24 protein-coding genes are annotated in these 21,812 nt (G+C 59.1%); 2 read left to right on the forward strand and 22 right to left on the reverse strand.

Translation table 11 applies throughout. The features are described from left to right. The 19 genes from ETG88_RS04150 to ETG88_RS04240 form a co-directional block, all read right to left on the reverse strand. The gene (locus tag ETG88_RS04150) at window positions 1-1,230 is read right to left on the reverse strand and encodes a beta-ketoacyl-ACP synthase (protein ID WP_100778525.1); all 1,230 of its coding nucleotides are present in this window, start codon (window positions 1,228-1,230) and stop codon (window positions 1-3) included. Further along, window positions 1,227-1,958, reverse strand: coding sequence for a 3-ketoacyl-ACP reductase FabG2 (locus tag ETG88_RS04155; RefSeq protein WP_102105293.1), 732 nt, complete (start codon window positions 1,956-1,958; stop codon window positions 1,227-1,229). The genes ETG88_RS04150 and ETG88_RS04155 overlap by 4 nt, the downstream gene beginning before the upstream one ends. Further along, window positions 1,955-2,428, reverse strand: coding sequence for a hotdog family protein (locus ETG88_RS04160; RefSeq protein ID WP_129034754.1), 474 nt, complete (start codon window positions 2,426-2,428; stop codon window positions 1,955-1,957). The genes ETG88_RS04155 and ETG88_RS04160 overlap by 4 nt, the downstream gene beginning before the upstream one ends. Then, the gene (locus ETG88_RS04165; protein WP_129034755.1) at window positions 2,425-3,594 is read right to left on the reverse strand and encodes a beta-ketoacyl-[acyl-carrier-protein] synthase family protein; all 1,170 of its coding nucleotides are present in this window, start codon (window positions 3,592-3,594) and stop codon (window positions 2,425-2,427) included. The genes ETG88_RS04160 and ETG88_RS04165 overlap by 4 nt, the downstream gene beginning before the upstream one ends. Window position 3,595: 1 nt before the next feature. Beyond that, entirely contained in the window at window positions 3,596-4,177 is a 582-nt protein-coding gene (locus tag ETG88_RS04170) for a DUF3261 domain-containing protein (protein WP_129034812.1), read from the reverse strand. Further along, window positions 4,177-6,498, reverse strand: coding sequence for an MMPL family transporter (locus tag ETG88_RS04175; protein WP_129034756.1), 2,322 nt, complete (start codon window positions 6,496-6,498; stop codon window positions 4,177-4,179). Before ETG88_RS04175 ends, ETG88_RS04170 begins: the two co-directional genes overlap by 1 nt. Next, the gene (locus ETG88_RS04180; protein WP_129034757.1) at window positions 6,467-7,072 is read right to left on the reverse strand and encodes a LolA family protein; all 606 of its coding nucleotides are present in this window, start codon (window positions 7,070-7,072) and stop codon (window positions 6,467-6,469) included. The genes ETG88_RS04175 and ETG88_RS04180 overlap by 32 nt, the downstream gene beginning before the upstream one ends. Next, window positions 7,069-7,491 carry an acyl-CoA thioesterase gene (locus tag ETG88_RS04185; protein ID WP_129034758.1) on the reverse strand — a complete coding sequence of 141 codons (423 nt, stop codon included), beginning with the start codon at window positions 7,489-7,491 and terminating at the stop codon, window positions 7,069-7,071. The genes ETG88_RS04180 and ETG88_RS04185 overlap by 4 nt, the downstream gene beginning before the upstream one ends. 3 nt (window positions 7,492-7,494) lie before the next feature. Further along, entirely contained in the window at window positions 7,495-9,186 is a 1,692-nt protein-coding gene (locus ETG88_RS04190; protein ID WP_129034759.1) for a glycosyltransferase family 2 protein, read from the reverse strand. Then, window positions 9,177-9,530, reverse strand: coding sequence for an ApeI family dehydratase (locus ETG88_RS04195; RefSeq protein ID WP_100778534.1), 354 nt, complete (start codon window positions 9,528-9,530; stop codon window positions 9,177-9,179). Before ETG88_RS04195 ends, ETG88_RS04190 begins: the two co-directional genes overlap by 10 nt. Beyond that, on the reverse strand, window positions 9,517-10,878 hold the full coding sequence (locus ETG88_RS04200) for a class I adenylate-forming enzyme family protein (RefSeq protein WP_129034760.1): 1,362 nt from the start codon (window positions 10,876-10,878) through the stop codon (window positions 9,517-9,519). Before ETG88_RS04200 ends, ETG88_RS04195 begins: the two co-directional genes overlap by 14 nt. After that, window positions 10,871-11,458, reverse strand: coding sequence for a COG4648 family protein (locus ETG88_RS04205; protein ID WP_129034761.1), 588 nt, complete (start codon window positions 11,456-11,458; stop codon window positions 10,871-10,873). The genes ETG88_RS04200 and ETG88_RS04205 overlap by 8 nt, the downstream gene beginning before the upstream one ends. 6 nt (window positions 11,459-11,464) lie before the next feature. Continuing rightward, window positions 11,465-11,716, reverse strand: coding sequence for an acyl carrier protein (locus ETG88_RS04210; protein WP_100780796.1), 252 nt, complete (start codon window positions 11,714-11,716; stop codon window positions 11,465-11,467). A 13-nt stretch (window positions 11,717-11,729) separates the two neighbouring features. After that, window positions 11,730-11,987 (reverse strand): phosphopantetheine-binding protein, encoded by a 258-nt coding sequence (locus ETG88_RS04215; protein WP_100778537.1) that lies wholly within the window; start codon window positions 11,985-11,987, stop codon window positions 11,730-11,732. After that, complete coding sequence (locus ETG88_RS04220) at window positions 11,968-12,783, reverse strand: lysophospholipid acyltransferase family protein (protein WP_129034762.1); 816 nt, start codon at window positions 12,781-12,783, stop codon at window positions 11,968-11,970. Before ETG88_RS04220 ends, ETG88_RS04215 begins: the two co-directional genes overlap by 20 nt. After that, window positions 12,780-13,502, reverse strand: a complete 723-nt coding sequence (locus ETG88_RS04225) for a beta-ketoacyl synthase chain length factor (RefSeq protein ID WP_129034763.1) — start codon at window positions 13,500-13,502, stop codon at window positions 12,780-12,782. The genes ETG88_RS04220 and ETG88_RS04225 overlap by 4 nt, the downstream gene beginning before the upstream one ends. A gap of 64 nt (window positions 13,503-13,566) precedes the next feature. Next, window positions 13,567-14,631: a methyltransferase gene (locus ETG88_RS04230; protein WP_100778540.1), complete on the reverse strand. Its 1,065-nt coding sequence runs from the start codon at window positions 14,629-14,631 to the stop codon at window positions 13,567-13,569. A 69-nt stretch (window positions 14,632-14,700) separates the two neighbouring features. Continuing rightward, window positions 14,701-15,090: a hypothetical protein gene (locus ETG88_RS04235; protein WP_100780797.1), complete on the reverse strand. Its 390-nt coding sequence runs from the start codon at window positions 15,088-15,090 to the stop codon at window positions 14,701-14,703. Window positions 15,091-15,386: 296 nt separating this feature from the next. Then, window positions 15,387-16,436, reverse strand: a complete 1,050-nt coding sequence (locus ETG88_RS04240; protein ID WP_100778541.1) for an AI-2E family transporter — start codon at window positions 16,434-16,436, stop codon at window positions 15,387-15,389. Window positions 16,437-16,580: 144 nt separating this feature from the next. Between ETG88_RS04240 and ETG88_RS04245 the strand changes: the two genes are divergently transcribed. Then, window positions 16,581-17,795 carry an MFS transporter gene (locus ETG88_RS04245; protein WP_129034764.1) on the forward strand — a complete coding sequence of 405 codons (1,215 nt, stop codon included), beginning with the start codon at window positions 16,581-16,583 and terminating at the stop codon, window positions 17,793-17,795. A 6-nt stretch (window positions 17,796-17,801) separates the two neighbouring features. Here the strand turns inward: ETG88_RS04245 and ETG88_RS04250 are convergent, their stop codons facing one another. Then, the gene (locus ETG88_RS04250; RefSeq protein ID WP_100778543.1) at window positions 17,802-18,359 is read right to left on the reverse strand and encodes a DcrB family lipoprotein; all 558 of its coding nucleotides are present in this window, start codon (window positions 18,357-18,359) and stop codon (window positions 17,802-17,804) included. A gap of 72 nt (window positions 18,360-18,431) precedes the next feature. Next, complete coding sequence (locus tag ETG88_RS04255) at window positions 18,432-19,097, reverse strand: 7-cyano-7-deazaguanine/7-aminomethyl-7-deazaguanine transporter (RefSeq protein WP_100778544.1); 666 nt, start codon at window positions 19,095-19,097, stop codon at window positions 18,432-18,434. 190 nt (window positions 19,098-19,287) lie between these two features. Here ETG88_RS04255 and tusA point away from each other — a divergent pair, with 190 nt between their 5' ends. After that, entirely contained in the window at window positions 19,288-19,530 is a 243-nt protein-coding gene (gene tusA / locus ETG88_RS04260; RefSeq protein ID WP_100778545.1) for a sulfurtransferase TusA, read from the forward strand. 64 nt (window positions 19,531-19,594) lie between these two features. Here the strand turns inward: tusA and zntA are convergent, their stop codons facing one another. Beyond that, window positions 19,595-21,775, reverse strand: a complete 2,181-nt coding sequence (zntA, locus tag ETG88_RS04265) for a Zn(II)/Cd(II)/Pb(II) translocating P-type ATPase ZntA (RefSeq protein WP_129034765.1) — start codon at window positions 21,773-21,775, stop codon at window positions 19,595-19,597. Window positions 21,776-21,812 lie beyond the last annotated feature (37 nt).

Here is a 21,812-nt window from a genome sequence, read left to right on the forward strand (position 1 = left end):
TCACGCCCAGCGTTTGATGATGATCGAAGTATTGATGCCGCCAAATGCGAAGTTATTGCTTTGCAGGTATTCACAATCAATCCGGCGGGCTTCCCCCATAATATAATCTAAAGCACCGCATTGCTCATCCGGTTGTCTTAAATTGAGGGTCGGGGCGAACCAGCCTTCGCGCATCATTTGCAGGCTCATCCACGCCTCAAGCGCGCCGCAGGCACCAAGTGTATGACCGAAATAGCTCTTTAATGACGAAATCGGCACGTTATCGCCATAGATCGCCGCCGTCGCCAGGCTTTCAGCCATATCACCGCGATCCGTCGCCGTACCGTGGGCGGAGATGTACCCCATATCCATCGCGCTCAGTCCCGCCATTTTCAGCGACTTTTCCATGCAAATTTGCATGGTTTCACGCTGCGGCTGGGTGATGTGGGCGGCGTCGCAGTTGGTGGCGAAGCCGACGATCTCCCCGTAAATGGTCGCGCCGCGTGCTTTGGCGTGCTCCAGCTCTTCCAGAATCAGCGTGCCTGCGCCTTCGCCAATCACCAGACCGTCACGCTGTTTATCGAACGGTGACGGGGTGGTTTTCGGCGCGTCGTTGCGCTGGCTGGTGGCAAACAGGGTATCAAACACCGCCGCTTCTGACGGGCAAAGCTCTTCCGCGCCGCCCGCGACCATCACCGTCTGATAACCGTGGCGAATGGCTTCCCACGCGTAGCCAATCGCCTGGCTGCCGGAAGTGCAGGCGCTGGAGGTCGGGATCACGCGCCCGCGCAGGCCGAAGAACAGACCGGTGTTGACCGCCGTGGTGTGCGGCATCATCTGCACATAGGTCGTGCCGGTGATGTTGTTGGTATGCTTTTCCGTCAGCATGGTGGCGAATTCGCTTACCGGGCCGGTACTGCCGGTGGACGAGCCGTAAGCGATCCCGGTTTCGCCGTTAGTCAGTACCGCTTCGCCAATCAGCCCGGCCTGCTCCAGCGCTTTTTCGGTGGCGCGCGTCGACAACAGCGACACACGCCCCATCGCGCGGATGCGTTTGCGGGTGTAGTGCTCCGGCAGGGTGAAATCATCAATCGGTGCGCCGAGCAGGGTGTGCAGCCCGTCATAGACCTGCCACTCGGGCATTTTGCGCACCGCATTTTCACCGGCAAGAAGTCCCGCCGAAACCGACTGCCAGTCCTCTCCAAAGGCGGTGACGCCGCCCATGCCTGTAATGACCACGCGACGTGTCATAGCATTCCTCCGTTAATGGAAATGACCTGGCGGGTCACATAGCCCGCAATATCTGACATCAGGTAACTGGCCAGGCCAGCCACTTCGTCAGCCTGCCCCATACGTTTCATTGGGATAATGGACATCGCCTCTTTCAGGGCGGTCTCTTCCATTTCGATCATTCCGGTGTCAATCAACCCCGGTGCAATACAGTTGACGGTGATTTTGCGCTTCGCCAGCTCAATCGCCAGCGCTTTGGTGGCGCCGATGATTCCGGCTTTTGCCGCGCTGTAGTTCACCTGTCCACGGTTGCCCATCACGCCTGATACGGAGGAGAGCGTGATTATCCGCCCGCCTTTGCGCAGGCCAATCATCGGCATGATGCACGGGTGAATGACGTTGTAAAAACTGTCGAGATTGGTGTGGATCACGCTGTCCCAGTCATCCTCGCTGAGGGCGGGGAACGCGCCGTCGCGGGTGATACCTGCGTTGCTGACCACGCCATACCATGCACCGTGGGTCTCGATCTCCTGCTCCAGCACCTCGCGGCACTGCTCGCGATTGCCGACGTCAAAAGAGAGCAAACGGCCCTGGCCGCCTGCCTGCTGGATAGACTCCAGCGTCTGCTGCGCGCCCTCGGCGTCGCGGTGATAATGCACGCCCACGATAAACCCGTCAGCGGCGAGTTGTCGGGCGATAGCGCGTCCGATGCCTTTGCTGGCTCCGGTGACCAGAACGGAACGATTCATGTGGATGATTCCTGATTAAAAAGCGAAGTTAACTCTTCCGCGCTCGGCTGGAAGGTATTGACGCGGCCTGTTGCCAGCGTGGTGCCGTCTGCGGCAATGGTGCATTCGAAGCTGCCAAAACGTTCGTCCTGCATCAGCAGCTTCACGCTGATTGTCAGCGCGGAACCCGCCGGAAAGCGCCCCTCGGCGCACACCAGCTCACGCGCGCCCAGCACCATACCCAGCGCGATACTGCTTTGCCCCTGCTGGTGGCGATGCCAGCCGGACCAGACGCCGACGGTCTGCGCCATCAGCTCTAGGGCATACCAGCCGGGCAGATCCCCATCGGCAGTGAGAAAGGGTGCCAGCACGCTCTGAGGGCTGACACGCACGCCACACGCGGCGCTCTCGTCCATGACGTTCTCCACCGTTTCCAGCAGCAGCATCGGTGCATCGTGGGGCAAATAGTCCACGGGCGATAAATAACTCATGACACTCTCCCCAGCAAAATGCTGGCGTTGTTGCCGCCAAACGCGAACGAATTAGACAAAATCACCGGTTTTTCCAGCGCGACGGGCTGATGCAGCACGCCGCAGGGCGGCAGGCTCGGATCGGGTGCATAGCGGGTAAAATCCTGCGCCGGCAGCGGCAGATCGCGGGTCAGGAGCAGCCAGCTGAGTGCGGCTTCCGTAATCCCCGCCGCGCCCAGCGTGTGGCCGGTCAAATGTTTGGTTGAACTGCACGGAACTGCCTCGCCGAAGAGGTCATGTACCACCTGCGACTCAATCTGGTCGTTCAGCGGCGTCGCCGTGCCGTGCAGGTTGATATAGCCAATCTCATCCGGCTTCAGGCCCGCTTCGTTAAGCGCCTGGGTGATGGCGCGAATCGCCCCTTCGCCCTGCGGATGTGGCGCGGAAATGTGGTAAGCATCGCTTGATTCGCCGGTGCCCAGCAGCGCGACGGACTGCGGTTCACGGGTCAGAATCATCAGCGCTGCGCCTTCGCCGATAGTGATCCCGCGACGGTCGCGGCCAAACGGCTCGCACAACGTGGTGGAGAGGGATTCGAGGCTGTGGAATCCATTGACCGGCATCCGGCTCAGCGTATCCGCACCACCAACGATGGCGATATCCGCCAGCCCGGCGTCAATCAGACGGCGGCCGCTGATGATTGCGCGCGCGCTTGAGGAACAGGCAGTAGAGAGCGTAAACGCCGGGCCTTCGAGCTTCAGCCAGTTGGCGAGAAAGCGCGACGGATCGCCCAGCTCCTGCTGCGGGTACTGCCAGCGCGTGCTCGCTTCGCCGTTCAGGGACAGACGCACGTGCTCATCGCCCTCATCCAGCCCCGAGGTGCTGGTGCCGAGTACCACGGCCACGCGGTCATGGCCGAAACGGGCAATCGCCTCGTCAACGGCGGGCTGGATCTGCGCCAGGGCAGCCAGCAGCAGCTGATTGTTGCGCGTACGGTGAGCGGCGGCGTGGTCCGGAATCGGCGGCAGTTCGCCCTCGACGCCGCCGAGCACGATCTCCTCACCGCCCTGAAGCCAGCCTGCGCGGCTGTGCATGCCCGGTGCGACGCCACGCGCCAGGTTTTCGGCGATCTCGTTGGCCGAATTACCCAGCGCATTCACCATGCCCACGGCAGAAATATAGATCATCTTAGTCACCCAGATATTGAATGGTGATGTGGTAGTTAAAGACGTGCTGTTGGATGCTGATCGGCTCGCGTTTGCCTTTGCGCTGCAGATAGACAATCTCGGTCACCAGCGTGCCGCTGGCGTTGCGCAGCTCGCGGCGATCGCCCTTATCCGCAAGCGTCCAGCCCTTCGGCAGCTGCGGCAGCCAGGCGCTGATCGGCCAGTGGCTGAGCATCACATCGGCCAGTACCTGACTGGCGGGCGGCAGTTGCGGCACGATAATCGACTGCTCGGTGTGGATACCGGTCTTGTCATAGGTGGCGAGAAACAGGCGGATCCCCACCGACGACAGCCCGGCCAGCGTGATTTTATCCGCGTCGGCGTTGAGCATCACCAGCAGCGATTGCGTCTGGCCGTTGAAGCTGCCGGTCAGTAGTTGCTGAGAATTGACCGCCGGAGAAATCCCCGGCGCGGGTAGCGTCACCTTGGTACCCGGCTGCAGCCAGGCCTGCGGGCGCGTGCCGTCACTGTTTTGCGTGGAGTGGCTACAGCCTGCCAGCAGCAGAGTCGCCATCAGGGCGAGCGCGCGACCAAACGGGATCATCATCGTTTTCTCTCTCTTTTAGCTGGCATCGCCAGCGGAGCCAGCAGGAAGGCGGTGAAAATACCGCTGACCAGCACAATGCCGAAGCTGCTGATCGCCTGCGTGGCGCTAAAGACCAACATGCCGAGGGTCAGTAAGGTGGTCATCATTGCCAGCGTAATCGCCAGCATGGAAGTAAGCGGTGTACCGCGCGGATTGCTGAAGAAGAGGGTGTAGTTAATGCCGATCCCCAGCACCAGCACGAGGGCCAGCAGCGAAAACAGATTCACCGGATGGCCGGTTACCGCCAGCGCTGCCAGACCACAGCCCAGCGACAGCACCGATGGCACCAGGCTTATCAGCCCCTTACGCCAGCCGAGACGCAGCATTGCTCCGCAGGCGATCACCGCCAGCGCGACCAACAGCAGGCCCGTCAGCACATTGCGATACAGGGAAAACAAGCTGTCGAAGCTCGCTTTGCGATCCACCCACGCCACACCCGGATGCGCTGCCGCCAGTTGACTCAGCGCCGCGCTGTTTTTCACTCCGTCGATCGGCACCAGCACGCCGCTGTGGCCGTCGGGCAGCGTCAGCCACAGCAGACGCCAGCCTTCACTCGCCGGGCTGGCGAGCCAGGCGTCTGTGGTCACGGGCATGGCGTTCAGATCGGGTGATACGCTCGTCAGCCCCGCGCCTTGTAAGACTTTCGTCACTGCCGGCGCGGCCTTGTGCAGCAAGACAAGATCGCTTTTCTGTCGCGTCAGCGAGTTCAGGGGGATGGTGCGGAACGCTTTTATTTCACCGGCTTTTTGCACCTGTGACAGCGCAGGGGTGAAGGCTTCCAGCCGCTCCAGCGTTTGCTGGGCGGAATCACCGTAGACCACAAACCATTTCTGATCGACGCTCTGCCCGGTGAGGGCGGTAATAGTTTTCTCCTGCGCCAGAATCGCTTTCGGCAGCGCCTGGAGCTGGGCGATATCGTCATCCACCCGCAGGCTGGCGATCCCGACCACGGAGACCACGGCCAGCACGACCGGCAGGCCGACGGAGAGCGCCTTGTTGCGCCGCCAGGCGGCCAGCCAGCGCAGCATCAGCACCATCGCTGGCACCGGGCGAACAGGCAGCCCACGGCACAGCCACGGATGCCAGAAAATCACTGTCAGGCAGGAGGCGCTCAGCCCCACGGCGGCAAACACCGCCATCTGACGAATGCCAGGGAACGGGGCGAGCATCATGATGAAGTAAGCCGCCACGGTGGTCAGCAGGGCCAGCAGCAGGGCGTTACGCACTTTCGCCAGGCTTTGCCACGGCGAATCCTGCGCGCCGTGGACCATCCGTTCGGTCAGGTAATAGAGCGTGTAATCCGCGGAAATCCCGATGATGCTCATGCTCATCACCAGCGTCATCAGATGCAATTCGCCAAAGATTGTCAGCGTGGCGACGGTTCCGGCCAGTGCGCCGATGCCGATGGAAATCAGGCATAACAGCAGCGGGCGCAGGGAGCGGAACACCGCCACAATCAGCAAAATCACCCCCAGAAGGGTGGCGACGCCGAGAGTCGAAATATCCTGTTTTGCCTGCTGGCTGGCGTAGTCGCTGTAAAACACGGTGCCGCGCGATAACAGCTGAGACTGCGGGAAAGCCGTTTTCAACTGGTTTTCCAGACCCTGCAGCGTAGTCACCAGACGGTGCGTTTGCTGCATATCGAACGACTCGCCCGCCAGCTCGCCGTGCAGCAGATACCAGTAGTTTCCGGCGGCGTCCTGGGTCACCAGCCAGCCGTCCATCAGCCGCAGTTTTTGGCTGTTTTGCGCCAGCGCCAGCTGCGAACCGCGCATCAGCATCAGCGGGTCGTTTTGCAGCTCTTTGCCGCTGACGCCGGAGAAGGCCGAGTACAGCTGAGATAAGATCCACTGGGCCTGTGCCTCACCGCCGTTTTGCAGGCGGGCGCGGGTGGCGCTGTCGAGCAGGCCGTTACGGTGCTGCCAGAAAAATTCGCCCCAGGCTTTTTGGCTGTTGGCATCCATAGGGCCTTTGACCTGGCTGAGGGCGTCCGATTTTTGCAGCAGGGTTAACCACCGTTGAGCCACGCGCGGGTCCAGCGTTTTACCGGGGCTGACCAGCCATACCAGCTGACGGTCCAGACGCTGCATAAATCCGTCGTTGAGCGCAGGCGGAATCGCCCCGAGCGTCTGCTTGGGCAGCATCGCCAGCACGCTGCTGTTGAGTCGCGCGCCGGGCAGCAGCGACAGCAGGACGCCCAGCAGAACCAGGCATACCACACCCCAGAGCAGCGCCGGGCGCCGGGAGTTACGGTGCGGCAAAGCGTTGGCGTTCGTCATGAGTCAGGCTGGCGGGCGACAGTTGATGGCGGGAAAGGACGATATCCGTGCGGTCGCCCTGCTTGTCGTTGAGCTGGATCGACTCCAGATAGGTCGCGCCACCCAGATTCATAGTGGCGAAAATCTTGTCCAGCGGCGTGGTGATGGGCGTGAGCACCAGCGACCAGCGGCCCGCGCCGAGATCCTTAAAATCAATGCGGAAGTTCTCTTCCAGCACGTGGCGGTCGGCCTGGAACAGGGCGCGCAGCAGATGGTTAAACTGGAACATCTGCGGGTTGTTATCGGCGGTGATCGTCTGCGGCGGCTGGCCGTTGATCGCCTGCACCATGCGTTTGTCGTCCAGCAGCAGGGTCATCGGGAACGGGGCTTTCTGATCCCACAGCAGACCGTCGTCGCGGGCGATCAGCATTTCGCCCTGCGAGCGCAGCGGCTGCGGCAGGTCTTTGATGGTGCGGGTCTGCTCGAAATGCGCGCGCACCACGGGCTGCTCGGTAAAGCGCTGCTGCAGTTCATCGAGCGTAACCGCGCTGACCAGCGGGCTGACCAGCAGCGCCAGCAATGGCAACCATTTCATGGCGTAACTCCCATTCGTTCAAACAAAATTGCCGGGCTGACGAAACACAACTCCTGGCTGCTCTCTTCCACGGCCACCTGGATGGTGTACCCGGTGGTGGTTCGCTTTCCGGTTTCGGCGTCGAAAATCTGGTAGGCGATACGCAGACGGTTTTCAAACTCTTCGATGTGCGCCCGGACGCGGATGCGCTGTTCGAATTTCACCGCATCGCGGTACTTCACCCGCGTATCGACCACTGGCCAGACGTAGCCGGATTCCTTCATCTGCCGATAGCCATAATCAAACTGGTTGAGTAGCGCCTCGCGGGCGATCTCAAAGTAGCGGAAATAGTTACCGTGCCAGACCACGCCCATCATATCCACGTCGTGGAAAGGGACGGTCAGCTCGACGTCAGTCGTAAAACGGGGATCGGTCAGCACCCTTTACTCCTTCTCTTTGGCATCCGGCAGATGCCAGAAATCGAAAAAATTAAACCAGTCGAGCGGCGACATGAGCGCGTAATGCTCGAGGCGTTGTGCATAGCGATCAACGGCCTGCTGCAACGCCTGCTGGCGCTCGCCGCGCGGCAGTAGCAGCGGATCGGCAAAGGTTTCGCAGTGAATGTGCAGCTTCTCCTGCTGGCGCAGTGCGAAAATCAGTGCCACCGGGCAGCGCAGAATAGAGGCGAGAATAAACGGCCCCTGCGGGAACGGAGCCTGTTTTCCCATAAATTCGCTCCAGATCACGCGCCACTCGCCGCCGCGCTGTGGATTGACGGCGATGCGATCGCCGACGATCGCCACCCATTCACCGCGATCGAGCTTCTCTTTCAGGGCGATGGCGGTCTCCGGCCCGATATCGGTGACGGGCATCAGGTTCAGCCCGGCCTGGGGGGCCATCTCCTGCATGATCTGTTTAAAGCGCTGGGCGTTATCGCTGAACACCAGCGCGTTGATGGTTTTGCTGCCGTCGAGTTGCGCCAGCGCGCGGCAGGCTTCGACATCGCCGAGATGCGAGGCCAGCAGCAGCTTGCCCTGTGGGGCCTCTACGTTCAGCGCTTCGCGCGCGCCGGGCGCAAAGACCACATCCCGGTTCATCTCCAGCTCGCCGCGCCAGCCCGCGACTTTATCCAGCATCGAATTGCCGAAGCGCATAAAGTGGAAAAAGCTGTTACAGCGCGGCGGCAGCGGGCGGTTTTGTGCGTGAAGCACGTCAGCCACGCGCGCCAGCCACTGCCGCGACGCCTGTCGCGCCGGGCGGGCGACCAGCCAGTAAACGCCGATCACTGGCCACAGCAGCAGGCTGAAGGCACGGCGTCCAAAAAGCTGCCAGACGCGTAGCATCAGGCGCATGCCCCACAGCCCTTTTACTTCCTGCTGCTCGGCCCAGTGCTCGCGACGGCGACGCAGCAGAAGCGAAGGCATACGCGGCAGCATGCCGAAGAACAGGCGGGTGTGCATCAGGGAGATGCGGACGTTGTCTTTCAGGGCATCGAAATGGGACAGGCCATCGTGGGGATAGGTCACCCGCGTCGGCACAAAGTAGCTGGTGTTGCCCTGCCAGTAGAGGCGGACCATCACTTCCGTATCAAAATCCATCCGCTTGCCGAGGGTGGCGTGTTCTGCCAGTTTCAGCGTGGGGCCCACGGGATAGACGCGGAACCCGCACATGCTGTCTTTCAGCTGCAGCGACAGGGTTTCGATCCACACCCAGACGTGGGTGATCCAACGGCCATAGAGGCGCGAGCGGGGGATCGAATCATCATAAATGGGCTGGCCGGAGATCAGCGCATCCGGGTGGCGTTCGGCCAGCGCTAACAGTTGCGGAATATCTTCAATGGCGTGCTGTCCGTCGGCATCCACCTGCACCGCGTGGGTAAACCCTGCGCGGGAAGCCGCCTCCAGCCCACGGATGACCGCCGTGCCTTTGCCGGCATTTTCCGGCAACCGGATAAGTGTGATCTGTGGATAGGCACCCGCCAGGCGTTCCAGCTCCAGGCGGGTGCGCTCGTCACTGCCGTCATCGACGATCAGGCACGGCAGCGCGCACGATTCCAGCCGCGACAGCACGCTCGCCATCATCGCGCCGTGGTTGTAGCAGGGGATCAGCACGCAGGGGCGGAACGTCAGCGACATAACCGGATCTTCCCGCTGCTGGCGGTGTGGCGCGCGTCGCCGTCGTGACGCTGATAGCTAAAGGTGAGGATCTGGCGTTCGGCATTCCAGTTGAGCGTCAGCGTGACGGTGGCATCCGGCAGCAGCGGCGCCTGAAACTTCACATTCTGAATGCTGTGAAAACGGTATTCCGGAGCCAGCAGCGTGGTGGCGTAGTGCATCACCCAGTCGAGCTGTGCGACGCCCGGCAGCAGCGGCTGTACGGCAAAATGGCCCTGGAACCAGAACAGCATCGGGTCGAGATGCAGGACAATCTCAAGATTCTGTGGCTGCGACTGGTGGCGCTCGATTTCATGGATTTTCATGAAATAACTCCTGTAACTGTGCATAGACACGCTTGTTCATGCTGTTGACGGGCATCTCATCGATGATCCTCCAGTAGCGCGGCACGGCGACCGGCTCAAGCCACGGCAGCAGGGCGCGGCGCCAGGCAAACTCCTGCGCTTTATTGCCCTGCTGATGCAGACGCTGACGCGCGTCGTCGTTGAGCACCAGCAGTACGCCGATACCCTGGCGACCCCCGCGTGTGACGGGCAGAGCGGCGACTTCGCGAATGCCGTCCAGCGTCAGCAGACGCTGCTCAATTTCATTGAGCGAAACGCGCTTCTCTTCGATTTTGACCACCCGGCCACGGCGACCGGCGATGCTGAACGTCCCGTTATCCTCAAAGTGCAGGATATCGTCGAGCGGTAGGCCTTCGGCCTCGTGGATCAGCGGCGAGGTGACATGGCAGGTCTCCCCTTCGTGACGGAAATGCACGCCGGGGAACGGAAGCCACGGAATCGACGCCTCCTGACGATGCCGCCAGGCCAGAATGCCGGTCTCAGTGCTGCCGTAAATTTCATCCGGCCAGACGTTCATCCAGCGATGCGTGGCGGTGACATCATCCCACGGCAGCATACCGCCCGCAGAGAGCAGCATCGCCACGGGCGGCGGCGCAAGCTGAGTGTCGAGACGCTTCAGAAACGCCGGACTGCTGATAAATACGTAGCGCCGGTCATGGGGCAGCGCCGCCAGCTGTTCGGCGTAGTAGAGCATCGCCGCGTGCAGCGGCAGCCCCTGCGACAGGGGTAAAAAGATGCGGAACGTCAGGCCGTACAAATGCTGCGGCACCACGGAGGCGACAATACTGCCGCCCGTCAGACGCTCGCCAAAACGGTCGGCCAGCAGGCTAGCTTCGCGATCGAGGCGGGCGACAGGCTTTATGATGCGCCGCGGTGCGCCGGTCGAGCCGGAGGTGAACAGCTCGACAAAACTGTCTTCGCCAATCGGCGGCAACGGCGTAAAGGCGTCTGCGCTGCGACGGGCTGAATTCACCACGATCAGACGGCCCTGATAGCTCAGGGTTTGATCGCTCAGCACGCCGCTGAACAGTGCGCGCTGCTCTTCAAGCAGCGACACGCGGCTATGGCCGGGGATCACCGGCGTTTTTCCCGCATGCAGCGTCGAGAGCAGGGCGACGATAAACAGGTAGCTGTTTTCAAAGCACAGCGCCCAGCGCTCGCCCTCCTGCTGACGGAGCATGTTGGTCAGGGAGGAGACGTCGTGACGGAGCTGCCCGAGTGTCCAGGTGTGATCGTCAAGCCAGGCGATCGGCGTATCATCCGGGCGCGGCGCGTTCAGCCACTGCCCCAGAGGAAGGGGTTTAGTCATGTGCTTCACTTTTTTTAATCACCCGTTGACGCACCAGCCACTCCGTCGCCATGAGCGTCCCCATCAGGATGTACGCGATCATGCCGTTCCACAGCGTCCAGAGCTGCATATCACCGTGGATGACGGTAAACAGCGCCACCGAACCGTTCACAATGAAAAACCCGCACCACACGCGGGTGACATTGCGGGTGTAGCAAATGCCTTCCGGCGGCAGTTGGGGATCGCGCAAACGCGCCAGCCGTTCGACCAGCGGCATTGCCGTCCACAGAGAACCGCCAAACACGGCCAGCATCACGAGATTCACCACCACGGGATAGAGCAGCAGCCACTGGTGCGCTTTCAGCAGATAGCTCGCCGTGCAGAGGGCAATGCCCGCCAGCGCCACGCTTTGCACCACAAAGCGCATCGGCCCGGCGTTATGCCGCGCCTGACGCAGGCGACAGACCAGCAGCAGCGCCATCAGCGGCAGCAGCCAGTGCAGGCTGTTGTGCGTCAGCCCAAAGCCAATCAGAAATGGCCAGGCGAGCAGCATCAGCCCCGTCAGCAGCGGGATGGCCGGAAAAGATCGTCCGCCACGCATGGCGTCTTACTCTTCGCGCAGAAGCTGTTCTACAGCGTCCACCACGTCCTGAACGGTACGCACCGATTTGAAGGTTTCAGGTTTGATTTTTTTGCCTGTTTTCTTCTGCAGGTGAACAATCATGTCGACGGCGTCGATGCTGTCCAGCTCCAGATCTTCGTACAGGCGCGCCTCGGGAGAGATCGCGTCCGGTTCGATTTCAAACAGTTTGGTCAGGAGTCCGCAGACTTCCTGATAAATGGCATTTTGTTCTGTCATAGCAAATTCGTTCTCAGGCGCGTTGGGCATGGATAAATGATGCCAGCGTGGCGACGGAATAGAAGTGCTGACGCATCTCTTCGCTTTCCGCAGAGAGCACAACCCCGTACTGGTTTTTCACTGCCAGGCCAAGCTCCAGCGCGTCGATGGAATCGAGGCCCAGGCCATCACCAAACAGCGCCGCATCCGTTTCGATATCGTCGGCGGTAAGTTCGTCCAGATTCAGCGTAGAGATAATAAGATTTTTAATTTCAAGATAAAGCGCTTGCATCATTAATTCCTGACAAAGATTGAAGGCCTGATGTTAAGCGATGCTGCAGATGCCGGTTCAGCTGGCGCGCTGCCAGAGCCGGTTCTTGTTCTGTTGCATCGTAAAAATCGTGAATATTGACCCGTTCACGGACATCAACCGTGAAGAAGGGCTTGCGCGGCGGTACGTCGTACCAGCGGCTGTTTTTATCGAGCAGGTGCTCGCTGCAGTGGATCACCACCACCCGCAGATCGCTGCCGCAGCGCACGGCGATATTGGCCGCACCGCGTTGGAGCGTCATCGCTTCCCCGACGCGGGTGCGCGTGCCTTCGGGGAAAATCAGTAAGGTATCGCCCTGTGCCAGACGTCGCTGGCTGGCGGCGAGCAGGGTATCTGCTTCACTGTTGATCAGATAATCCGCTGCCCGAATCACGCCGCTGACGAAGGGGTTACGCAGCAGGGCGCTTTTCACCAGGCAGTCGGTTTCTGGCATGACCGAGGCGAGGATCACGTAATCAATCAGCGTGGGATGGTTGGCGATGACAAGGCAACCGCGCTCGCTGCGCAGGGCCTCGAGGTTATCAATGCGGTAATCCAGCACGCCCGTCAGGCGCATGACGTTCATGAAGAAACGAAAGCTGGCGGCGATACTGCGGCGTGCCAGCCGACGGCGTTTGACGCGATCGCGCTGAACAATCAGCAGGAGATTAAACCAGACCAGCGACAGCAGCAGCCCGCCCACGCCAAACAGCGCGAAGCAGAATCCGGTCATGACCAGACGCCATAGCCGATTAAGAGTGCTGGCTAACGCGTTCATGCGCGGGACCACTGCCACAGCAGGCGCTCACCGGAAACCACAAACTGCGGCTCGCCAGTAAGATAACGTTGCAGGAACATCAGGCTTTGCGGCAACGGCGGCTCTTCGCCGAGGCTGCCAGAACGGGTTTCACAGCGCAGCGCATCACCGGCTTCGATCACTAACGCCATCGCATACGGCCAGGTGGGCATGTGCGCGGGTAAATGAGGGTGGTAAAACACCGGCAGTGAACCGTCGAAATCGACCAGCAGGACGCGGGTGTAACCCGCCTGCAACATGCACAGTACTTCACATAAGCCCTGCTGGAAGGTGTCCAGCCCGGCGGAAAGGGAAGAGGAGACAATCGGCTGGCGCGCGGCGATAGTGAGATTACCCACGGAAGAGTTGTGCACGGACATGGCGAAATCGGTGGGCGACACGGCCTGATCCGTCGCCAGGGCATGCAGAATGCGATAGTTGCGCTCCAGCTCGCCGTGACGGCTGGTGTAGACCACGGCGTCGATGGCGTGCTTGCGCAGCATCGACAGGCCGCAATCGACGGCCAGCTTGCTGCCAGAGTTGAGGCGACGCGCGGTCATCATCGGCAAATCAGTCAGTTTTGCCTGTGGCGCAGTGGGATCAATGGTGAGTGAATCGCGTGACCACGCCTGCCATTGTTCGGCATCACTGAGACCCGGCGCTCTGGCCTGCCAGTCGATAATGTTAAGTGCAAATTTCATCTACGCGCGTCCGCGATCTATCGTCATTAAATAACGGCGTCAGCCGTCAGGTATTTCACAGAATTTATTGTTCGTTTTTCTGACAAATCAGTAAGGTATGCCCTAACCCTAAATTGTCCAGTCGTTGCTCTACGTGGAAACCCGCCTGCTCCAGGTAGTGATAAAATTTCTCGGCACTATAAAAGCGACTATTGCCATTCGCCATGCAGGTGAAATAGAGCGAGGTCGCGTTCAGGCTGAACGAGGCCGCTTCGAATTTCTGGGCATCCCAGAACAGCTCCATAATGCATAACCGTGCGCCCGGCTTCATGACCTGAGCCACGTTTCCCAGCATGGTGACAATCTGATCGGGAGAGAAGCAGTCGAGGAACTGGCTCATCCACCACACGTCAGCTTCGCCCGGCAGTGCCGCGTTGCTAAGCATATCGACAGCATGGAACCCAATGCGATGAGATAATCCTGCAATTGCGATATTTTCCTGCGCCAGCGCTATTTGCTGCGGGAGGTCGAGGATCGTAATGGCGACATTTTCATCATAGCGGCAACAGCGTAAAGCCCATTTACCGGTATTTCCGCCTACATCGTACAATTTTGTCGGCTTGCTTGCGAATATATATGGCAAAGCGGCATCAAAAGCGGCGTCAGAATAGTAATGATCAAACGCAAACCAACTCTCTTTCGCCTGCGCCGGTAATTGCGACAATGCAGGATAGATAGTCGGCCATTCGCCAAATACCGATAATCCCGCGGGTTTTTCCTGTTTAAGGGAATCGGAGAGGTGGAATAAACCCTGATAACAAACGTCCTGGGTAAAATCCATATTTACGCGGGTCATGGTGTCATGCAGAAGAAAATGGCCTATTTTTGCCAGGTAGTACAGCCCCTCTTTATGGGTAACGATCCGTCCGCTTAATCCCATATCCAGCAGGACGCTCACTGCATATTCATTCAGTGTGCTGTTTTCAACAATCTCAGCCAGGCATGCACCCTGTTTTCCCTGTTTATCCAGCCAGGCTAAAACGCCAGAGTTACGCAGACAGAGCGCGGTTTGAAACAACATCGGAGCAAAAGCGATACGTTGTGCTTCTGTAATGGCATCCAGCGCACTGAGCGAATCCGTTTCGTACATTATTGCGTAACCTTTAACTGGTCAGAGAAATACGTTATCGGGCCGATAGCGGCCCGACTTTAAACAAATTTACTGCGCGGCGCTTCTGGCGAGATTCAGCTGAATATCTTTGTCGAGATTGCGAACCCAACGGTTGTAATTTTTATGAATCTTACCGTCACTGGCTTTCAGGTTCAGGCTATTTTCGTAATTAATTGAATAGCTTGTGGCCGTGTACGGGATGCGCACTTCGGCGCTATGGTCGCGTGCCTGCAGGCGGCCTTTGATCACACCCGGGCTGACTTCGGTCATAATCCAGTCGCGCTGAAGACCGGCTTTCAGAATCGCCGACTTAACCTGCTCCGCAGAATGGCCCGCGCTGACAGTAGAATGAACCTGATCAACCGGGGCAGTACGCGCACAGCCTGCCAGCGCACCCATAATGGCAAACGCCGCACACCATTTCACAATCTTCTTCATCAACAACTCCGTATCAATAATAGTGATTTCGTCCGCGATATTCACGCAATATAATCCTTAAGATAAATTGAAACCATTGCGATAAATATCATTCTTGCGTTATTTCTTTTTTTTCATTGCCAATTTAACTTTAATTAACGCGATAGCAATGTAGACAACGATTTTGTTATCGGCTTTGCTAAGAGAATATTCACTTAAATATAACAATTATGCCGATTTAAAAAAATCGGCATAGAGTGTATAGACCTGATGAGGAACGTAAACCTACCCCGGTTGGTAGGTTTATGCTGAAAACGTTATCCGGGGAGCCGGCTTTTCGGACGTCCTGGTCCGAGAAGAATGGCCAGTTTACCGCCGCCTTTCGTGGTCTCCATCCATATTTTACAGACGCTGGTCAGCGGTACCGAAAGGAGCATTCCCACGGGGCCGAGTAGCCATCCCCATATTAATAATGACAAAAAGACCACCATTGTCGACATGCCCAGACGGTGGCCCATCATGCGCGGCTCGACGATATTCCCGAGCACCATATGCACCGCCAGAAATAGCGCGCCCACCAGCATACATTCGTAAAAGCCGTTGAACAGAAACGCCTGAATCATCGGCGGCACGGCAGAGAGCACCGCGCCGATGTTAGGCACGTAGTTGAGCAGAAACGCCAGCACGCCCCACATAAGCGCGAACTGCACGCCCATCAGCGCCAGCCCCAGCCAGACAATCGCCCCAGTCCACAGGCTCAGCAGCGTTTTCAGCGCCAGATAGTGCGAAACACCCTTCAGCGCGCGGTGCAGCCCGGCGATGTGGATTTGCGGATTGTTCAGGGCGAAGCGCAGTTTGTACGGTACGTGGCGCACTTCGAACAGCATAAACACCACCGTCATCACCAGCAGTAAAATGCTGGCCATCGCGCCAGAAAGCCCGGTCATCAGGGTGGTGGCGAAGGTCATGACTTTTTCGGAGTCCATGCGTCTTAGCATGCGTTCAGGGGAGATGTGCAAGTTGAGGAACGGCAGCATCTGCTGCAGATCGACAATCTTGCGCGTCAGCTCTTTATTGTATTTCGGCAGCAGGGTGGAGAACTCACTCAGCGACGCCGCCAGCACGCCAAACAGCGCGGTCAGCACGATGAGCATCACAATGACTACGATGGTGATGGCAAGCGGGCGCCGCACGCCACGTCGAATAAACCAGGTAACTAACGGATTGAGTACAATGGCAAAAAAAAGCGCCAGCAACAGCTGAACGATAATATCCGCCGCTGCGTGAATGCCAGCGAGGATCACCACCAGACAGGCGAGCTTTAATAAAATGTGGAGGCCCGTCTTGTCGGGCTGGGGGGTTGTCATGCTGATTCCTTTTGTTGTGTGCCCGTTAAGTGTAGCGCCTGGAGACCGCTGCGTTTGACGCCGTTAATCTGAAAGTCACTGCTGCTTTTCGCCCCATGACGTGGTAATAGTGAAACACTGTTGCAAAATTCCAGGTAGAACCTCATGCCCGTACCTGCCGCCGAACCGGCGCTGAGCGGATTGCGCCTCAATCTGCGCATTGTTTCTGTTGTCATGTTTAACTTCGCCAGTTATCTCACCATTGGGCTGCCGCTGGCGGTTTTGCCCGGTTACGTCCATGACGTGATGGGATTTAGCGCCTTCTGGGCGGGGCTGGTGATTAGCCTCCAGTATTTCGCCACGCTGTTGAGTCGCCCGCAGTCGGGGCGCTACGCGGATCTGTTTGGCCCGAAAAGTATTGTCGTGGTGGGGTTGTGCGGCTGTTTCCTCAGTGGCCTGAGCTATCTGCTGGCGGCGACCACCAGCGCCTGGCCGATGGTTAGCCTGGCGCTGCTGTGTCTTGGGCGTGTGATTCTGGGCATCGGGCAAAGTCTGGCGGGCACCGGCTCGACCCTGTGGGGCGTGGGCGTTGTCGGCACGCCGCATATCGGGCGCGTGATTTCGTGGAACGGGATTGTCACCTACGGCGCGATGGCTCTCGGCGCGCCGCTTGGCGTGGTGTGTTACGCGTGGGGCGGGCTGCACGGGCTGGCCATCACCATTATGGTGGTGGCGCTGATTGCAATTTTACTGGCGCTGCCGCGTCCGAAAGTGAAAGCCAACAAAGGTAAACCGCTGCCGTTTCGCGCGGTGCTCGGACGCGTCTGGCCTTACGGCATGGCGCTGGCGCTGGCCTCCGCCGGTTTCGGTGTGATCGCCACCTTCATCACCCTCTTTTACGATGCCAAAGGCTGGGACGGCGCAGCGTTCGCCCTGACGTTGTTTAGCTGTGCCTTCGTTGGCACGCGGTTACTCTTCCCGAACGGCATCAACCGCCTCGGCGGGCTGAACGTGGCCATGATCTGCTTTGCCGTGGAGATTGTTGGCCTGCTGCTGACGGGCATTGCCAGCGAGCCGTGGGTGGCGAAAATCGGCGTGTTCCTCGCAGGCGCGGGCTTCTCGCTGGTCTTCCCGGCGCTGGGCGTGGTGGCGGTGAAAGCCGTGCCACAGCAAAACCAGGGCTCAGCACTGGCGACCTATACGGTATTTATGGATATGTCGTTGGGCGTGACCGGGCCACTGGCCGGGCTGCTGATGGCATGGGCAGGCGTTCCGATGATCTATCTGGCGGCGGCGGGGCTGGTGGGCGTGGCGCTGTTGTTGACCTGGCGCCTAAAAAAACGGCCCCCGGCGCAAGCGACGGAGGCCGTTGAATCGTGATGAAAATTACTTGATCACGACGGTATTAATGATGTTTTCCGCAGCGGTTTGTGCCTTCTGCTGATCGTCAGCAGGCAGGGTGATTTGCATGGTCAGCAGTTTACCGTCCACTTTACCCAGCACCACGGAGGAGTAAGCGGTCTGGCCTTTGGCAGAGATAATGCTGTCCAGCTGTTGCAGGGTGTGGCCTTTCAGTTCGATGGACTTGTTGGTCACGACCTGCAGCTGCGGATCGCGGCTACGCTGTTGATCTTCCAGACGCTTGGTCAGCACGGCCAGGTCTTCGCTGGTGTCGTCACCGACAATCACGATCACCGCTTTCTGCCCGGTGGCGTCTGAATAGACGTGCATGTTGTTCGCCTGGGTACCCAGCTTGCCGCTCTGATCGGTCATATCCGCCGGCAGAGAGAAACTGAGTTTGCCATCCATCAAATTCACCGGTTGTCCGGTGGCGTTACTTTCAGCAGACGCGCCCTGAGCAGGGGTCTTCGTATCGCTGTTATCACAGGCCGCAAGACCCACAACCAGCAGGCCAATCCCGACATATTTAACCAGATTGCGCATTGACTTCTTCCTTTCGATAAACGGCCATAACGGCTCATTTGTCCATCTTATCACAACTGATAAAGCGAACCTTTAACCAGCCTGTAATGCAGACATTTCGGATTTATCCGCCAGCCTTTTCAGCAGCATATTCAGCAGCACGCCGTACATCGGCAGGAAGAACACAATGCTGATCAGCACCTTGAAGCAGTAGTCCACCAGCGCAATCTCCATCCAGTGGGCGGCCATAAAGGCATCCGGGCTGCGCCAGAAGGCGATAAAGAAGAAGGCGAGGGTATCGCTGACGTTGCCAAACAGCGTGGACGCCGTCGGTGCCATCCACCAGCGGTGGTTTTGTCGCAGGCGGTTAAAGACGTGGACGTCGAGGATCTGCCCCAGCGCATAGGCCATAAAGCTCGCGGCGGCGATACGGGCGACAAACAGATTGAAGTGCGTCAGCGCTTCAAAACCCTGCCAGCTTCCCATATAGAACAGGGATGAGATGACGTAGGAGATGAACAGCGCGGGCAGCATCACCGCGAAAATAATGCGTCGGGCCAGCGGCGCGCCGAAGATGCGCACGGTCAAATCTGTCGCAAGGAAGATAAACGGGAAACTGAACGCGCCCCAGGTGGTATGGAAACCAAAAATGGAGATGGGCAGCTGCACCAGATAGTTACTGGAGGTGATCACCAGCAGATGAAATAGCGATAGCCAGAACAACGCTTTTACGCGCTGCGATTGAGAGAACTGCGTCATATTGTGACCTTTTTATGATTTGGGGTGAGGGAACCCAATAAAAACCTACCGGGGTAGGGTTTAAAGCCGCCGCATAATACTGCTTTTGGAGGGTAATGCAATGGCTAATTTTCGCGCAATCGTTAACCTGGTTTGCTTTGCCGAAAACGCGGCGTAAACTACAGCCGTTTTTGATTTGAACGAGAAGATGATGACCAACCTGTTTTCCAGCCCTGACCACACGCTTGATGCACAAGGCCTCCGTTGCCCGGAGCCGGTAATGATGGTGCGCAAAACCGTGCGCAACATGCAGACCGGCGAGACGCTGCTGATCATTGCTGACGATCCTGCTACCACCCGCGATATTCCGGGCTTTTGTACCTTTATGGAACACGAGCTGGTGGCGCAAGAGACGCAATCGCTGCCGTACCGGTATCTGCTGCGCAAAGGATAATCGTGGTTTCCGGGTGGCGACGACGCCTTACCCGGCCTACAACATTATCGCGTTTGCCCGGCGGTTATGACTTCCGACGTAACAACCGCAGGGCGTTGGCTGTCACCAGCACTGTCGCCCCCGTATCCGCCAGCACCGCCAGCCACAGACCTGTTATCCCGAGCAGTGTTGTCACCAGGAAGATCCCCTTCAGCCCCAGCGCAATCGTAATGTTCTGACGAATATTGGCGCGGGTGGCGCGCGCCAGGGATATCATCTGCGCAAGCCCGGTCAGACGGTTATGGGTAAGCGCCGCATCGGCGGTTTCCAGCGCCACGTCGGTGCCGCTGCCCATCGCAATCCCAATCGTCGCGGCTTTCATCGCCGGGGCGTCGTTAATGCCGTCGCCGACCATCGCCAGCGGTGCCTGAGCGTTCAGCCCGGTAACAGCCTGCACTTTATCTGCTGGCAACAATCCTGCCCGGTATTCCAGATCAAGCTCACTGGCAATTGCAGCCGCTGCACGTGGGTTATCGCCGGTCAAAATCACACCCTGAATACCGAGCTTATGCAGTGCCGCCACGGCCTCTTTGGCATCGTCACGCAGGGTATCGCGCAGGGCCAGAACCCCTTTCGCCACGCCGTCGACAACGACGATCACCACCGTCTGCCCGGCCTGTTCCAGCTCGCGGATCTGCGGGCTGAAGGCGTCAGCGGGGAATTTATCGGCGGCACAGATCAGCACCTGGCGCCCTTCGACTACCGCTTCGATCCCTGACCCCATTAGCGCGCGCTGCGCACTGGCTGCGGGGATAGGCAGCCCGCGTGACTGGGCCTCACGCACAATCGCCTGCGCCAGGGGATGGGTCGATCCCTGCTCAACGGCGGCGGCCAGTGACAGCATTGCGTCGTCGGCAGGGTAGATCCCGGTAACCTGCGGTTTACCAACCGTCAGGGTCCCGGTTTTATCGAAGGCGATCTGCTGAACCTGGCTGAGCTGCTCCAGCGCGGCACCGCCTTTAATCAGCGCTCCGCGTCGCGCTGCTGCCGCCAGACCTGAGGTAATGGCCGCAGGTGTTGAGATCACCAGCGCACACGGACAGCCGATCAGCAGCAGCGTCAGCCCTTTATAAATCCAGGCCTCCCACGGGGCGCTGAACAGCAGCGGCGGAACCACCGCCACCAGCAGGGCAATCAGCATAATCACCGGCGTGTAAATACGGCTGAAGCGATCGATAAAGCGCTCGACGGGCGCGCGGCGCTCTTCGGCTTCTTCGATAAGCTTCAGAATCCGGTCAATGGCGCTGTCGCCCGGTTCGGACAGCACCGTGAGCTGCACCAGACGGTCCACGCTGGTGGCCCCGGCAGGGACTTTCTCGCCCGTCTCCCGTTCGACAGGAATTGATTCCCCGGTCAGGGCGCTTTCATCGAAACTGGCGTTTGCGGTGATGAGCGTACCGTCCGCAGGCAGACGGCCCCCGGCAGCCACTTCCATTACATCGCCGGGGCGAAGTGTAGTGATGGCGACAGTTTTTCGTTCTCCGTCGACCACGACCGTTGCCGTTTCCGGTTTCAACGCCATTAACGCGCTGACCCCTTTGCGTGCGCGGCTCGCCGCCCAACCTTCAAGGCGTTCGCCAATCAGGAACAGCAGCAGGACCATCGCCGCTTCTGCCGTCGCACCAATAAACAGCGCGCCAATCGCCGCGACGCTCATTAGTGTTTCAATGGCGAACCAGCTGCCGCTTTTCATCAGGCGCAGGGCCTGACGGGCGATCGGGAACAGGCCGACCAGGGTCGTTGCGATAAACGCCAGATTGCCGAACGGATGATTAAAGTGTTCCAGCGTCCAGCTCAGCGCCATCATGATAATCAGCGTGATGAGCGGCAGATTTTCCCGCAGGGGAGAGGTTTTTTCGGCAGGCGTCTGCTCGCTGCGCAGGGAATAGCCCGCGCGGGTGACGGCCGCTTCGACTTGCGCACTGACATCTTTTTCAGCGCTGATGAGCAGCTTTTCGGTCGCGAACAGCACCTGAACGTGGTTAACGCCAGCCACCTGTTTGACAGCGTTTTCGACTTTGCGCGCGCAGGCGGCGCAGTCCATCCCGTTGACGATCCAGGTGTAGCGCTCGCCGTTTTCAGGCAGCACGGGTGCCGTCTGGGTTTCGCATCCGCTGTCGCAGCAGCAGTCGTCTTTCGCAGGCGCGGGGCTGAGTTTCAGCGCCGAGAATTGCGGCACTTTTTTCGGTGTTTCTGGAGTCGACATGGCACTCTCCGGTAATGATAATTTTCTCATTAACCGC

Source organism: Lelliottia nimipressuralis (assembly GCF_004115925.1).
GTDB lineage: Bacteria > Pseudomonadota > Gammaproteobacteria > Enterobacterales > Enterobacteriaceae > Enterobacter > Enterobacter nimipressuralis.